Here is a 15,542-nt window from a genome sequence, read left to right as displayed (position 1 = left end):
AATAATTGTAACCGGATGACACACCACAAAGAGCCTACGCTGGCTCAGGCATTCATTCCCATTGCCATCTTAACAGCTTTGCTGGCTATCAACGTTATTATATATAGAGCAAATGCAACTGGTGGCCCGAACCAGATTGCTCTGTTGCTGGGTGCAGCCGTGGCCGGGGTGGTGGCCTGGCGCCTTGGGCGCACCTGGAAGGAAATTGAACACAGCATTGTAAAAAGCATCAGTATGGCCATGGGCGCCATCCTCATTCTGCTGATCATCGGTTCGCTTTCGGGCACCTGGCTGCTGAGCGGCATTGTGCCGGCTATGATTTATTACGGATTGAAAATTCTTAATCCCACCATCTTTCTGTTTGCCGCCTGCGTAGTGTGCTGCATCGTATCGGTGGCTACGGGCAGTTCATGGGGCACCATCGCCACCATTGGTATTGCATTGCTGGGCATCGGCCAGGCGTTGGGTATTCATGAGGGAGTGATTGGCGGAGCCATTATCTCAGGCGCTTATTTTGGCGATAAGATTTCGCCCTTATCCGATACCACCAACCTGGCACCGGCCATGGCCGGAACAGATTTGTTTACACACATCCGCTACCTGATGTACACAACCATACCCACCCTTATCATCACGTTACTTATTTTTCTGGTGTGGGGCTTTACGCTTGACAAGACCCAATCCGCTACCCAGGATGCGGTTGTATTGAAAGCCATTGACGATGCCTTTAACCTGAACCCGGTGTTGTTTGTCGTTCCCGCACTGGTCATCATCATGATTGTGCGCAAAGTGCCTGCCACCCCGGCCCTGCTGGTTGGCGCCCTGCTGGGCGGTGTGTGTGCCGTTATCTTTCAGCCCCATGTTGTCAACCAGGTATCGGGCATTCATGATAACTTTTTGAAGTCGTCATTCCTGGCCGTGATGAACGCCATGAGCACTGGCGTACAACTTACCACCGATAACGACATGGTTTCTGAACTACTGAAAGCGCGCGGCATGGCCGGCATGCTCAACACCGTGTGGCTGATTTTGTGCGCCATGGTTTTTGGGGGCGTAATGGAGGCGGGGGGCCTGCTCAAACGCATTGCCGATGAGATTATCCGCTTTGCCAAATCGGTAGGCTCGCTGGTAGCCTCAACAGCAGCCACTTGCGTGTTCTTTAATCTTACTGCATCCGACCAGTACATGGCCATTGCCGTGCCCGGCCGCATGTATGCCGATACCTATAAGAAGAGGGGGTTAAAACCTGAAGTACTGAGCCGCACCCTGGAAGACAGCGGCACGGTTACTTCCGTGCTTATTCCGTGGAACACCTGCGGAGCCACCCAGGCTACTGTGCTGGGCATTTCCACCTTCACGTTCGCACCCTATTGTTTCTTTAATATCATCAGTCCGTTTATGACGGTGTTCATGGCATACGCCAACATTAAAATCAGACGACTTGCGGATGACGGAGAGAAAGAACAACCATAAAGCCACCATCGAGCACAGCGAGATACAATCCCTGCCGCTGAAAGCCTTTGAAGGAAAAATTGTGGTGGTGCAGGAACACACCAAACTGGTGCGCGCACTCGATGAAATTAAAGAACACGATGCCGCAGGCTTTGACACAGAAACCCGGCCGGCCTTTGTAAAAGGTCAGCGGTACAACGTGGCGCTTATGCAACTGGCCCTGCCGCACAAGGCTTTTCTCATCCGCGTTCAGGCCACCGGGCTTACCCCCGAACTGCTCGACTACCTGCAGGATAAAGACAAATTAAAAGTTGGTCTTGCGTTACGCGATGACCTGGCCGCCTTGCAACGCCTGAAGCGGTTTAAACCCGAAGGCTTTCTGGAACTTACCCACCTTACCCGCCAGGCCGGCTACGAAGCGGAGAGTATAAAAAAACTAACCGCCCTGCTGCTGGGTTTCCGCATCAGCAAGAGCGCCCAAACCAGCAACTGGGAGGCCCCCACCCTTACCCAAAAACAACTGCAGTATGCCGCCACCGATGCATGGGTGTGTTTGGAGATGTATAAGCGGCTGAAGGGCTAAAGCCTTAAAAAATCCATTTTTTGCAGGATTTTGCCCCACACCAGGGGTTACTTTTCCCTGCCGCTGCCACAAACTGTCTTGGAAATTGCTGTAAATTCGGTTGGAAATAAAAAAGCCCCACCGAGGCAGGGCTGAGAAATTCTTCGGCTTATAGCCTTATTGTGATTTGCAAGAGTAAAAATAGTAATAGAAACTAAATCAGCAACTATATGAGCAAGATTTTAGGACTTGACTTAGGAACAAATTCAATCGGTTGGGCACTGAGAAACCCGAATGCTGTAGAAAACCAAATTGAGAAATTCGGAGTAATCACTTTTAAAAAAGGTGTGGGTGTTGGAAAAACTGGCGAATACTCCTATGCGGCCGAGCGTACAAAAAAACGCTCCATAAGAAGACTATATCAAGCCCGAAAATACCGGCTCTGGGCAACTCTTGAAGTTTTGATAACAGAAGGTTATTGCCCACTATCAATGGAAGACTTAAACAAATGGCGACATTACAGTAAAGAAGAAGCGCGTAAAAACAACAATGCAGGACGTGTTTATCCAACCTGGAATACAGCATTTGACGCATGGATAAAATTAGATTTTGATAATGACGGCAAACCAGATTACAAAAGTCCATACCAATTGCGCAAAGAATTAGCAGAAAAGAAGCTGGACTTTACACAAGTAATAAACCGTTTCAAATTAGGCAGAGCCCTATATCACATTGCGCAACGAAGAGGATTTAAAAGCAGCCGCAAAGCTGCAGATGATGTAAAAGAAGAAGTGGATGGTATTGATGATAATGTAACCACTCTTCAAAAATCAGAACAAAAGAAAACAACCAAACTGAAAGAATTATTTCCTGATTATGATTTGTCAGTACCTGTTGGGGTCTTCCTGGCAAACAAAGAAAATGAAGGAAAAAGAATTAGACTTGATATTGCTCAATACCTTGTTCGTGAAAATTATAAAGATGAAATCAAGTTCATCTTCCAATTTCAAGGATTAAAGTTTGAAGATTCTCTTTATTCCAAATTGGTTGAAACTTCCAAAAACAAGAATGACGGAAGCATTTTTTACAAGCGACCTTTACGTTCACAAAAAGGATTAATTGGAAAATGTACATTAGAACCCAGCAAGTACCGTGCACCTATCAGCCACCCGGCTTTTGAAACTTTTCGAGCGTGGGCATTTTTGAATAACATCAAATACAAAGAAGGCGAAAAGCTGAAAAAATTGCCGCTTGAGTTGAAGTACGCGATTTATTCAGAACTATTCTTTAGAAAATCAAAAGTCTATTTTCCGTTTTCTGAAATAGAGGACTTCGTAAAGCAAGCAGGAAAAAATTGGCAACTCAATTACTCACCTAAAACCACTGTAACCGGCTGCCCTGTCTCGGCTCGGTTAAAAGACATTTTTGGCGATGATTATTTGAATGTAAAAATCAAAAAAGACCAAAAATCAAAATCCGGAAAAGACTATTACGATATCGAAGACATTTGGCACGTTTTATTTAGCTATGAAGACCAGGAGTATGTTGCTGAATTCGCGGAAAACAAATTGAAACTTGAACCAGAAAAAGTTAAACAATTTTTAATTGCATGGAACACTTTACCCGTTGGTTACGGCATGTTGAGCCTGAATGCTATCAACAAAATAAATGTGTTTTTACAGAAAGGATTAATTTACACGGAGGCGGTTTTGTTGGCCAATATTCCTGAAATTCTTGGTAAAGATTTATGGTCACAAAACGAAAAAATGCTGTTGGATAGCATTAGCGAGGTTATTGATGAAAATCGACAGCAAAAAACAATTCTCAACACCGTAAATAACCTTATTTCAAAACATAAAAATTTGGAAGCAAATGAAAAGTTTGGTGGCAAGAATTATGTGATCGATGAGGGTGATTTAAAGCATATTCAAATCACCATTGAAGAAACTATCGGAAAAAGTAAATGGAACAGCTTTACTGAAGAGAACAAGAAACCCATATTTGATACCGTTAAAGACTGTTATCAAGCTTATTTTGCTAAACAAGGAATTGTGAGGGATTCCGGAAGTAAAGAACGAATTGTTACCATTCAATCGAACGGTAAAAAATATTTCAAGACCGAATCGGGCTATTACCAGTTGCCCAAATTAATTGATACGTTAAAAGAGTTTCTACTGGACAACTTTGAAAATCTGGACGAGAAGAAGCTCTCAAAAATTTATCATCCTTCCGAAATCAATATTTATCCGCCTGCTAAACCCGATAAAAACGGAGTGCTAAAACTCGGTAGCCCCAAAACAGGTTCGTTCAAAAACCCAATGGCTATGCGCACGTTGCACGAATTGCGCAAGCTGATGAATTATATGATCGAAACCAATCAGATTGATAGTGAAACAAGGGTTGTGGTAGAGGTTGCACGAGAGCTAAATGATGCAAATAAACGTTGGGCCATTGAAGCCTGGCAACGCCAGCGCGAAGCTGAAAATCAGGAGTTCGCTGAAGCTATTAAGCAGCTTCTAAATGAAGATGGAAGCATTAAAGCAAACGCGTCTAGTAATGACGACATTGATAAGGTGCGCTTGTTTTATGAACAAAATGCTGAGCAAACACTGCCGGAAGTTGCAGAAGCAGAAGTGGACGAGAAAGGAAAAAAGAAAAGAAAAAAATCTAATCAAAAAGATGAAGCCATTCGTTGGAGTGGACATGGTAAAAACTTAATCGATAAGTTTCGCCTTTGGAAAGAACAGGGATACCAGTGCATATATACAGGCAGGTTTATCAAATTAACGGATTTGTTCAATGAAAACGTCATTGATTTTGAACACACTCTACCACGAAGTAAATCCTTTGATAATTCGTTGGCGAACCTTACCGTTTGTTATGCAGACTACAATCGTAGTATTAAAAGAAATCAAATCCCTACCCAGCTTCCCAATTATGATAAAGAATATGACTTTGGCGCGAACATTGGAAAATGTTCAGCAATAAAAACAAGGTTAGTAGCGTGGGAAGAAAAAGTTAAACGCATCAAGCAGCAAATTGATTTTTGGAAGACAAAATCCAAAAAAGCGGTAATTAAAAAATGGAAAGATGATGCCATTCAGCAACGACACCTGTGGCAAATGGAATTGGATTACTGGCAAAATAAGTTGGACCGTTTTACCATTACAGAAATCACCAGTGGTTTCAAAAACAGCCAAAAGGTGGACACACAGCTTATTTCAAAATATGCATTCCATTATTTGAAAACCTATTTTGACAAAGTTGATGTACAAAAAGGTAGCATTACAGCAGAATTCAGAAAAATATACCAATTACAAGCTGCCGATGAGAAGAAAGACCGCAGCAAGCATTCGCATCACGCCAAAGATGCGGCAGTATTAACGCTCATTCCCGTAGCCGCCCAACGCGATGCTATTCTGGAAAGATACTATGAAGCAAAAGAAAAAAATCCAAAAGCTACATTCACAGAAGAGCCCTATAAAGGCTTTAAGCGAGAGTTTGTTTGGAGTATTGACGATACTATTTTGATAAACAACATTACCAACAATCAGGAATTAACGCCTGCCAGACGAAAAGTGCGCAAGCGCGGTAAAGAAGTATTTATTGAGAAACCCGATGGGACGAAAGTGAACAAGTGGGCAACCGGAGATAGTATTCGCGGACAACTGCATCAGGAAACTTTCTATGGAGCAATAAAACCTGCCAAAAAAGGTGACAAAGGAAATTTATTGAAAGACGAGAACGGAGAATTCATTCAGGAAGAAGAAGTAAAATATGTAGTAAGAATTCCCCTTCAATACAAGAAAGATGCTAACACACCTGGATTTAAAACCTTGGATGACGTAAGGAAACTTGTAGTAGATGAAGGCCTGAAATCACAAATTGAAAAACAAATAATCGAAGCCGGTGGCCTGAAAGAAGCGTTTGAAAAAGGAGTCTATCTGTTAGACAAAAATGGCAAGCCACACGGAAATAAAATCCGACACATACGGGTATATGCAAGTGTTTCGGAACCCATGGCAATTAAAAAGCAAACCAATCTTTCTAGTAAAGAGTATAAGCAAAGCTACTATGCAGCTAATGGAGAAAATTTCGCATACGGGCTTTACGAAAATGACCAAAAACAAAGAGGGTATAGAATACTTAGTCTATTTGACACTGCTCAAATAAAAAAGACATCAAAAATTCTAGAAGAAATGTTTGAACAGGAAATAGAAATACAAAAACCCAAAACAAAAGTTCAATTAAAGTATGTGCTTACCTCAGGAATAAAGGTGATTTTCTTTAAAGAAAATTTAGCTGAACTTAAAGAGCTGGGTATCATTGAAAAAGAAATCTCTAATCGTCTGTACGTGATTGAAGGCTTCGAAAAAGACGGTCGTATCAGATTCAGGCATCATATAGATAGCAGAGCTGATAATGATTTAAAAAAACTGGAGAAAACCTTCGGTAAAGCAATCTGGCAAGGGTTTTCAAATGTAAATTTGAAAACCCCATATCCAAAATTAAAACTCTCAAAAGATAATTTGAATTTTGTTGTTGAAGGTTATGACTTTGAAGTAAAAAGGGATGGAACAATAAAATGGAAATAGCCTGATAAAATTTTAAATATACCCTTAAGAAGCTCAGGATTTTTACCGGTTTCACAATCAGCAACCGTGAAAATCAAAAATACAATTTTAGATTTTCACGGTTAAATTCTGTAGGTTTGCGGCATGATTACCCGCGCCATTACCGGTTACGTAGAAACTTTACTGAAAGAGTTTCCGGTAGTTGCGCTGCTTGGGCCCCGGCAAGTGGGTAAAACCACGCTCGTTAAAAACCAGCTGAAAAAGGGCAAAAAAAAGAGGCTGTATTTTGACCTGGAAAGCGATGCCGACCTGGCGCGGCTCAACGATGCCACTTTTGTATTTGAACAGTACCCCGACCATTGCATTGTAATTGACGAAGTGCAGCGTATGCCTTCGCTCTTTGCCAAGCTGCGCCCGGTGATTGACAAAAACAGAAAACCCGGGCGGTTCATCCTCACCGGGTCGGCTTCGCCCGACCTGATGAAAGGCGTATCCGAATCGTTGGCAGGCCGCATTGCTTTTGCCGAACTGGCTCCGGTAAATCTACTCGAAGCAAAAAAAAGCCGCATCAGTCAGCACCGGCATTGGTTTCGTGGCGGCTTCCCGCCAGCCCTTACAGCAAGCCACGATACAACCGCTACGCGCTGGTTGGAAAATTTTATCCGAACCTATATTGAGCGCGACCTGTCATTGCTGTTTGGTGTAACGCTTTCAGAAAAAATTATGCGCAGTTTCTGGTACATGTTGGCTACACATAATGGTTCCATCTGGAATGGTGAAACATTTGCCCGGGCCCTGGGCGTTACCAGCCCTACCGTAAAACGGTACCTCGATTTTTTAGAAGGTGCATTCCTGGTCAGGCAGTTGCCCGCCTGGCATATAAACTCAGGCAAACGCCTGGTAAAAGCGCCAAAAGTATATTTGCGCGACAGCGGTTTACTGCATACGCTGAATCGCATTCATTCAGCCGATGATCTGCCCCTGCATTTAAGTGTGGGCAACTCCTGGGAAGGTTATGTAATCGAACAGATACATCAATGCAAACCAGCCTCTATCGACTTGTATTATTACCGCACCCACCATGGTGCCGAATGCGATGTATTGCTGGCAGACGGCATAAAACCTGTTCTTGCCGTTGAGATCAAACATTCATCCACACCCTCGGTATCAAGAGGATTCTATACCGTATTGGATGATCTAAAAATTAAACACGGGTATATTGTTACACCCGGCAACCCGTCCTTTCAGCAGGATAAACGCGTACAATCGGGCAGCCTTGTTCAATTTCTACATGAGGTTATTAAGGCCTTGTAAAAACAAAAGCGTGAAATTCTAAAATACGATTTTGGATTTTCTCGGTATTGGGTTACATTCAGTATGTCTTTTGCCGGCCATGATCAAACGCACTCTCTACTTCGGCAACCCGGCCTACCTGAGTACCCACCTCGAGCAGCTGGTGGTGCGCCTTCCCGAGGTGGAAAAGAACCCTACCCTGCCCGAAGCCTTTAAAAAAGAAGCCCAGGCTACCATACCCATTGAAGACGTTGGCGTGGTCATCCTTGACCACCCGCAAATCATTATATCGCAGGCCCTCATGGCCAAACTGCTGAACAATAATGTGGCCTTCATTACCTGCGATAACACCCACCTGCCTACCGGGCTTATGCTTAACCTCTCAGGCCATACGCTGCAGGCGTCCCGGTTTAGTGATCAAATAAACGCCTCCCAACCCCTGCTTAAACAATTATGGCAACAAACCGTAAAAGCCAAAATCAAAAACCAGGCGCTGCTGCTTCAGCGCCACGGCATCGAAGCGGGCAACCTGATGAAGTGGAGCAGGGATGTACTTTCGGGCGATACCGAAAACCTCGAAGCCCGCGCAGCCACCTACTACTGGAAAAATCTTTTCCCCGAAGTACCCAACTTCAAACGCGAACGCGAAGGCCTGCCGCCAAACAATTTGCTAAACTATGCCTATGCCATCCTGCGCGCCATTATTGCCCGCAGCCTGGTGGGCTCGGGCCTGCTGCCCACGCTGGGCATCCACCACCACAACCAGTACAACCATTATTGCCTGGCCGATGATGTGATGGAACCTTACCGCCCGTTTGCCGATGCGCTGGTAAAAGGGTTGGTTGCTCAGGGCGGTGACTACAGCCAGCTTTCGCCCGATGTAAAAAAGAAACTGCTGGCCCTTGCTTCGGTGGATGTGATACTGAACGGTGAACGCAGCCCGCTGATGGTGGCCGCCCAGCACACCACGGCCTCGCTGGCCCGCTGCTTTGGCGGCAACGCCAAAAAGATAGTATACCCCGAACTGCCGTAAGCCATGCGCCTGAACGAATACCGCGTTATGTGGATTATGGTGCTTTTTGATTTACCCACCGAAACCAAGCAGGACCGGAAAAACTATGCCGACTTCCGGAAGAAGATGATGAAAGACGGTTTCAGCATGTTTCAGTTCAGCGCCTACCTGCGCCACTGCCCCAGCATGGAGAATGCCGAGGTACACATTAAACGCATCAAAAAAAACTTGCCGCCTAAGGGGCATGTGGGTATATTAAAGATTACCGACAAGCAGTTCGGCATGATGCAGATTTTTTATGGAAAAGAAGAAAAAGAAAAGCCCCCGGTACCCCAGCAGCTTGAGCTTTTCTGAGGCCACGGAGGCTTCTTCGACATGCGACAGGCCATTTTTTAAATCCTTAACCGGCTGCAACCGGCTGGTTTACAGCAGGCTTGCTATAAATGACATGTCAAAGATCGTTTACTGAAAGCAAATCACAACCTCTCTTCGCTTTTGCCTTCGAAACAATCGCATGTCAAAGATCGTTTACTGAAAGCAAATCACAACAAGGAAGACCGCAACGCCAACCGCGAGAACCATGTCAAAGATCGTTTACTGAAAGCAAATCACAACTAATACGAATCAGATTATAAACACTTTTTCCATGTCAAAGATCGTTTACTGAAAGCAAATCACAACAAACTATTGAAACATATAACAGAAAATCAACATGTCAAAGATCGTTTACTGAAAGCAAATCACAACTTGATGTTAAAAGTATCCACAGGAAGGATACATGTCAAAGATCGTTTACTGAAAGCAAATCACAACCTTATGAATGGCAAACCGCCATCGCTGTCACATGTCAAAGATCGTTTACTGAAAGCAAATCACAACCCAACAACAGGAACGGATAGCGCGGCAACCATGTCAAAGATCGTTTACTGAAAGCAAATCACAACTTAAAAGTTGTGACAACGGCTGCTCCCGTTCATGTCAAAGATCGTTTACTGAAAGCAAATCACAACCACGCGGGCACGAATGGACTAAACCCGAACCATGTCAAAGATCGTTTACTGAAAGCAAATCACAACTTAGTACCAACCACGACTAACGAAAGATCACATGTCAAAGATCGTTTACTGAAAGCAAATCACAACCCTTGCTTCCGAATTGATCGCAATGCGGTCCATGTCAAAGATCGTTTACTGAAAGCAAATCACAACTGCTGGCTATGAGGTACCAGAGATATTACACATGTCAAAGATCGTTTACTGAAAGCAAATCACAACTGTTTAGGGCTGCAATGGCTGCAATGAATTCATGTCAAAGATCGTTTACTGAAAGCAAATCACAACTATAAAGGCTTCGTATAAATGATCGTTGCACATGTCAAAGATCGTTTACTGAAAGCAAATCACAACGGCTCTACGCCTAACCCGTTTGACGTGCTTCATGTCAAAGATCGTTTACTGAAAGCAAATCACAACCAACTCATAATTCAAGGCTAATGAGTCTGCCATGTCAAAGATCGTTTACTGAAAGCAAATCACAACCACTCGGTTGTACTCAAGCTCTCGGCACGACATGTCAAAGATCGTTTACTGAAAGCAAATCACAACTTATTGCTTGGATAAATTCCTCTTGGCTTACATGTCAAAGATCGTTTACTGAAAGCAAATCACAACTTAGGTTGGATTGGTAAAAATGTTAGTACTCATGTCAAAGATCGTTTACTGAAAGCAAATCACAACACCGCCAGCTGAATTGCCCCGGTTGTGGCTCATGTCAAAGATCGTTTACTGAAAGCAAATCACAACCTCAAGAACCGGTTTGATTTCTCCTCGTTCCATGTCAAAGATCGTTTACTGAAAGCAAATCACAACGCGTACCTCCATTTTCAATGGAGCGTTGTGATTTGCTTTCAGGCATCTGTGGGGCTGGCGCTGCGCTTCAAACTCCTCCGCGCCAACACCGTGCTGATAACCGCCAGCAGGGCACCAAACACCATCGCCACTTCCGGCAGATAAACCGGTGCCCCGGGCCCGGTAAACCAGGCAAACAATACGCTGTTCATTACAAACGGCCCGATGATGGAACACAAACTCATCAGGCTGGTGAAGCCGCCCTGCAGTTCGCCCTGCTCGTTGGGCGGTATAATGGATGACATAATGCCCTGCAAAGCAGGGCCGGCAATGCCGCCCAAGCAGTACACCACCGTAAAGGCATACATCATCCAGCCCTGCGAAGACGCGGCATATAAAATAAAACCAGCTGCCTGCAAGCCCAGGCCAACGTACACGCTGCGTTGCTGGCCCAGGGCCGGGATGATCAACCGGATAAGCCACCCCGAAACAATGGCATACACAAAACCGACAACCCCAAGCGATATGCCTATATCGGATTCCTTCCACCCAAACTTTTCTATCGTGTAGTACGACCAGTTGCTTTGTACTGCGTGTGCCGCAATGTAGAGGAAAGCCAGCGCTACGAACAACCCTCTGATAACCGGAAAACGGAATAAACTCCTAAGCGTACCCAATGGGTTGGCGCGCTGCCAGCTGAACGCCCTGCGGTTTTCGGGTTGGAGCGACTCCGGTAAAATGAAGAAACCATACAGCCAGTTAAGGAAGGTTAAGCCCGCGGTAACTAAAAAAGGCACCCGCGTACCAAGGCCGCCCAGCAATCCGCCAATTACCGGCCCGATGATAAAGCCCAGCCCGAAGGCAGCACCAATCATGCCGAAATTCTGCGATCGCTTTTCCGGTGTGCTGATGTCGGCAATGTAGGCACCTGCCGTGGTGAAACTGGCGCCCATAATGCCGGCAATAGCACGGCCCACAAACAACCAGCCCAGCGTGGGAGCAAATGCCAGAAACAGGTAATCAATACCAAAACCAAATAGAGAAGCCAGCAGCACCGGCCTGCGGCCAAACCGATCGCTCAACGCACCCACGATGGGCGCACAGGCAAACTGCATAATGGCATAAGTCGATATCAGCCAGCCCCCGTATTTCGAGGCCTCGCTTAACGAACCACCCGAAAGTTCCTGGATGAGCCGGGGCATTACCGGGATGATGATGCCCCAGCCGGTTACATCAATTAACAGCGTAACGAAAATGAAGCCGAGGGCGGGCTTCCGGGATAGTGGCATGGAAAAAAATTTATTTCAAGTTAACGGAATTTCTTCCACTTCAACATGCTTATGCATTAAACGTTTGTCCTGCTCCATAAACCGGCCTGCATCACAAAAAGCTATTTCAATTCCAACAGGCAATCGGTTTCATGCCGCTGCGCAATAACACGGGCACGTACCTGTTTTACCTTCCGCATGATGTCAGCAGTTTGTTGGTAGGGATATTTAAGCCTGAATCTCCGCATTACCTCCATATCCACACGGGTAGCATTATCCAGGGCCTGCGCGGCAGCCGCACGATAAGCCGCTATCAACCTACCCACACCCAGTTTAATCCCTCCAAAATACCGAACCACCACCACAAGTACATTGGAGAGATTACGCGACCGGATCTGCCCCAAAATCGGGTCGCCTGCCGAATGGCCGGGTTCGCCATCATCAAACGCCCGAAACCGATCTTTTTCAGCGCCCAGCACCCAGGCGTAGCAATGGAGACGGGCATCGGAATATTCTTTTTTCAGGTTTTCCAGTTTTTCCTTAATCTGCACTTCATCCTTTTACAGGATAGGCAAAAGCGAGAAATTTGCTGCCACTTTCGCGGTAAACACCCTGCGCGGGTTCTTTAATGGTAAAAAATGACAATTCAGGCACGTAACGAAGAAATGACGTTCAGCGTTTTAAGAAAAGTAAAATCAGGCTGACGTGCAACCTACGGCAGTGCCGGGTAGTCTGTAGATGCATAAACGATTATCGCCATGAAAAACCTTACCATTTTCTTCCTCTTGCTCATTTCTTTACCGCTGGCCGCACAGCAACGCGAAACGGTAACGGTACCTGCCTTTACCAAAATCGGGTTTGGGGTTCCGGGCAAAGCCTATGTGCGCCAGGGTAATACACAAAAAGTTGAACTGGAAGGCACCCGTGACGCCATCGACAAAGTGGAAGTACGGGTGGAAGGCAACAAACTGGTTATCCGCTCGAAGGAAAAATGGTTTAACTGGAACTGGACCGATACCGACAGAATAAACGCGTACATAACGGTTAAAGATATTGAAGGCCTGAGTGTTAGCGGCTCAGGCGATATGATTGTTGAAAACCGCATCCGGTGCAACGCTTTAAAACTCAGTGTTAGTGGTTCGGGCTCGCTGAAAGTCGAAACCGATGCAGGCGATACCGAAGTCAATGTGAGCGGATCAGGTGATATGATTGTGAGGGGTAGCCTTGCCTCATTTACTGGCGACATCAGCGGCTCCGGAAAAATCGAAATGAATGCTGCTGTTTCCGGTAACGCGGCTTTTGAAATTTCCGGATCGGGTAAGGCAGTTGCCAGTGGCAAATCCTCGGGTGTGGATGTGGATATTTCCGGTTCGGGCAAAGTACTGGCGGCCGACCTGGAAACCAGTAAATGCCGGGTGCGCATATCCGGCTCCGGCTCGGTCGAGATCAATGTGAAAGATGAACTGGATGCCAAAATATCGGGCAGCGGTGATGTTCGTTACCGCGGCAATCCTGCACATGTAAATGCACACAGCAGCGGCAGCGGATCGGTAAAGAAGTTAACTATGTAACTACACCCCCCGTTGTCCCCCCTCAAGGGGGGATTTTTCAGTATGAATAATTATTCCCTGCACAATAAGCAGTTGTGCAGCTATGTAGGTTAGCATAATCCAGAAATCGGCAAGGGGAAGTGATTCAATAAATTTATTGATGGCCAGCAGGGAGTCGGAAATCATAAACAGGATAGAGCCGCCAAACACCATTACAAAACTCCCCTGGCCGGTGCGGCCATAGCGAAACAGAGCCTGGATGCTCATCAGCGTTATCACTAACGCGTAAACTAAAACCGGCCATTTCATATCACCCAAATAAGGGTAAAGAATCACCACCAGTCCGCTGCCGGAAAGTATTAACGGAAAGGCAAAGCGCACCCGTTGCAAACCTTGTAATGTATTGGTTTCATCCTCCCACCGGTGCTGCCGGTACGAAAAAATAAACAGCACATGGGCCAGCAGAAAGGCGGCCAGGCCGTAGATAAAAAACGAAGCATCCTCCTGCTGAAACATCAGCAACACATCGCCTGCCCAACTGAAAAAAAGTGCGAGTAAAAAGGTAATGGCCAACGGCTGACCGGCACGCGAAAACACATAGTAGCCAATCAGCGTGAGCAGCAAAAACGGCTTGGCAAACCGGTGAACCAACGAGGCACCGGTAAGCGTGGAGTAAAGTTCTGCGCCACCGGCTAAAAGAAACAGGCTCAGGAAATATCTTTTCATAGGTTATAATTGATCTAATTCACTTCCTACACTTTCGGAAGGATTGGTAACCGAAACAGGTTGGGGCGCAACGGTTGGTTTACGCAGTGTAACCAGATATAAAAAAGCCAGGCCCGCCAGCACAGCACAGATTACAAACGTAGTGATAAAGTTTTCTGACCGGTTACCGTAAATCCATCCTGAAGCAAAAGCACCCACGCCTATGCCCATCTCCATAAAAATATACAGGCTCGAAATGCCCCGGCCTTTGTGTTTCTCATCGCTCAAGTCAGTTGCCCAGGCAAACAGCGTTGGCGAAGTAATGCCTTGAGCAAAACCATAAAGTGTAACGCCAATCATCAGGTCGCGTGGTGTACTGCCAAAGCCGAGGAGCACCATAGCCACCACCGCCAGGCCGGTTGAAAAAATCAGCACGTTACGCCTGCCGTAATAGTCGGAAGCCTTACCGGCTATTAACCGTACCGAGAGGGACGCTACCGTTAAAAAAGTAAACAGCAACCCTTTATTACGGATGCCCACAAATTCGCCAAAGTCGGGGATGACGGTATAAACCGTTCCGTATGAATAGGCAGTAAGTACCATCACAATGCACGTAACCAGCACCCGTGGCTCGAATAAATCGCGTTTGTGAATTTTTAATACCTCGTGTGTGAAGCGATTGCGTTGTTGCAGTGTTTCTTTAATGCCCATCAGTATCAAAATGGAGACGATGGCAAAGCCGGATGAGGTATAAAACATGAAGTTCAGCCCCAGGTTGTTGGCCACCGCCCCACCAATGGCCGGACCGGCCGCCATGCCCACTGTGCCGGCCGTACCAAGTAAACCCATGGCTTCTCCGCGCTTCTGAGCCGGTATGATGTCAGAAAGGTAGGCGGTTAATCCGGTGGGTGTAAAGCCTGTTGAAAAGCCATGCACCAGCCGAAGCAGTAAAAAGCCTGCCACACTTGAAACAACCGGGTACAACAAACTGCTGATAAAACAGACGGATGTGCCGATGACCATTACCGGAATACGCCCGACTTTATCGGCAATTTTTCCACTGAACGGACGCGAGAGCATGGCGGTAATGGTAAACAGCGAAATGATGAGGCCTTTGTATTCGGCTCCGCCCAGGCTGCTCAGGTACGCGGGCAGTTCGGGTATAAGCATGTTAAAGCTGGCAAAGAACAACAGCGAACTGAGGCAAAGCAGCCAGAACTGGCGGGTGTAAACTTTTTGTTTAGACGAATTTTTAGTCAAGTTCAATTACAATAATTCG

Annotated in this window: 10 protein-coding genes, 1 pseudogene and 1 CRISPR repeat array; of the genes and pseudogenes, 7 read left to right on the top strand and 4 right to left on the bottom strand. The window is 45.9% G+C overall.

The window, feature by feature from the left end; genetic code table 11:
* Positions 1-15: 15 nt before the first annotated feature.
* The 6 genes from nhaC (at position 16) to cas2 (ending at position 9,247) form a co-directional block, all read left to right on the top strand.
* Positions 16-1,473: a Na+/H+ antiporter NhaC gene (gene nhaC / locus HRU69_07170; protein QOI97281.1), complete on the top strand. Its 1,458-nt coding sequence runs from the start codon at positions 16-18 to the stop codon at positions 1,471-1,473.
* Positions 1,448-2,035 (top strand): 3'-5' exonuclease domain-containing protein 2, encoded by a 588-nt coding sequence (locus HRU69_07165; protein ID QOI97280.1) that lies wholly within the window; start codon positions 1,448-1,450, stop codon positions 2,033-2,035. The genes nhaC and HRU69_07165 overlap by 26 nt, the downstream gene beginning before the upstream one ends.
* A gap of 209 nt (positions 2,036-2,244) precedes the next feature.
* Positions 2,245-6,609, top strand: coding sequence for a hypothetical protein (locus HRU69_07160; protein ID QOI97279.1), 4,365 nt, complete (start codon positions 2,245-2,247; stop codon positions 6,607-6,609).
* A gap of 123 nt (positions 6,610-6,732) precedes the next feature.
* Positions 6,733-7,902: an ATP-binding protein gene (locus tag HRU69_07155; GenBank protein QOI97278.1), complete on the top strand. Its 1,170-nt coding sequence runs from the start codon at positions 6,733-6,735 to the stop codon at positions 7,900-7,902.
* A 79-nt stretch (positions 7,903-7,981) separates the two neighbouring features.
* Positions 7,982-8,914: a type II CRISPR-associated endonuclease Cas1 gene (cas1, locus tag HRU69_07150; GenBank protein QOI97277.1), complete on the top strand. Its 933-nt coding sequence runs from the start codon at positions 7,982-7,984 to the stop codon at positions 8,912-8,914.
* A gap of 3 nt (positions 8,915-8,917) precedes the next feature.
* Positions 8,918-9,247 (top strand): CRISPR-associated endonuclease Cas2, encoded by a 330-nt coding sequence (gene cas2, locus HRU69_07145; protein QOI97276.1) that lies wholly within the window; start codon positions 8,918-8,920, stop codon positions 9,245-9,247.
* Positions 9,248-9,340: 93 nt separating this feature from the next.
* A CRISPR array of direct repeats spans positions 9,341-10,761; the repeat unit is 36 nt; unit sequence CATGTCAAAGATCGTTTACTGAAAGCAAATCACAAC.
* Between the two features lie 38 nt (positions 10,762-10,799).
* Here the strand turns inward: cas2 and HRU69_07140 are convergent.
* On the bottom strand, positions 10,800-12,029 hold the full coding sequence (locus HRU69_07140) for a TCR/Tet family MFS transporter (GenBank protein QOI97275.1): 1,230 nt from the start codon (positions 12,027-12,029) through the stop codon (positions 10,800-10,802).
* A gap of 101 nt (positions 12,030-12,130) precedes the next feature.
* A pseudogene (locus tag HRU69_07135) lies at positions 12,131-12,662 on the bottom strand (YigZ family protein).
* Between the two features lie 104 nt (positions 12,663-12,766).
* Between HRU69_07135 and HRU69_07130 the strand changes: the two are divergent.
* The gene (locus tag HRU69_07130; protein ID QOI97274.1) at positions 12,767-13,579 is read left to right on the top strand and encodes a DUF2807 domain-containing protein; all 813 of its coding nucleotides are present in this window, start codon (positions 12,767-12,769) and stop codon (positions 13,577-13,579) included.
* Here the strand turns inward: HRU69_07130 and HRU69_07125 are convergent, their stop codons facing one another.
* Together HRU69_07125 and HRU69_07120 are read right to left on the bottom strand one after the other, a co-directional pair.
* Complete coding sequence (locus HRU69_07125; GenBank protein ID QOI97273.1) at positions 13,580-14,284, bottom strand: lysoplasmalogenase; 705 nt, start codon at positions 14,282-14,284, stop codon at positions 13,580-13,582.
* A 3-nt stretch (positions 14,285-14,287) separates the two neighbouring features.
* Complete coding sequence (locus tag HRU69_07120; GenBank protein ID QOI97272.1) at positions 14,288-15,523, bottom strand: MFS transporter; 1,236 nt, start codon at positions 15,521-15,523, stop codon at positions 14,288-14,290.
* Positions 15,524-15,542: the final 19 nt, after the last annotated feature.

The organism is Flammeovirgaceae bacterium, from assembly GCA_015180985.1.
Lineage (GTDB): Bacteria > Bacteroidota > Bacteroidia > Cytophagales > Cyclobacteriaceae > UBA2336.
The sequence above is the reverse complement of the archived record's forward strand: the minus strand, read 5'-3'. Positions and strand labels throughout refer to the sequence as shown.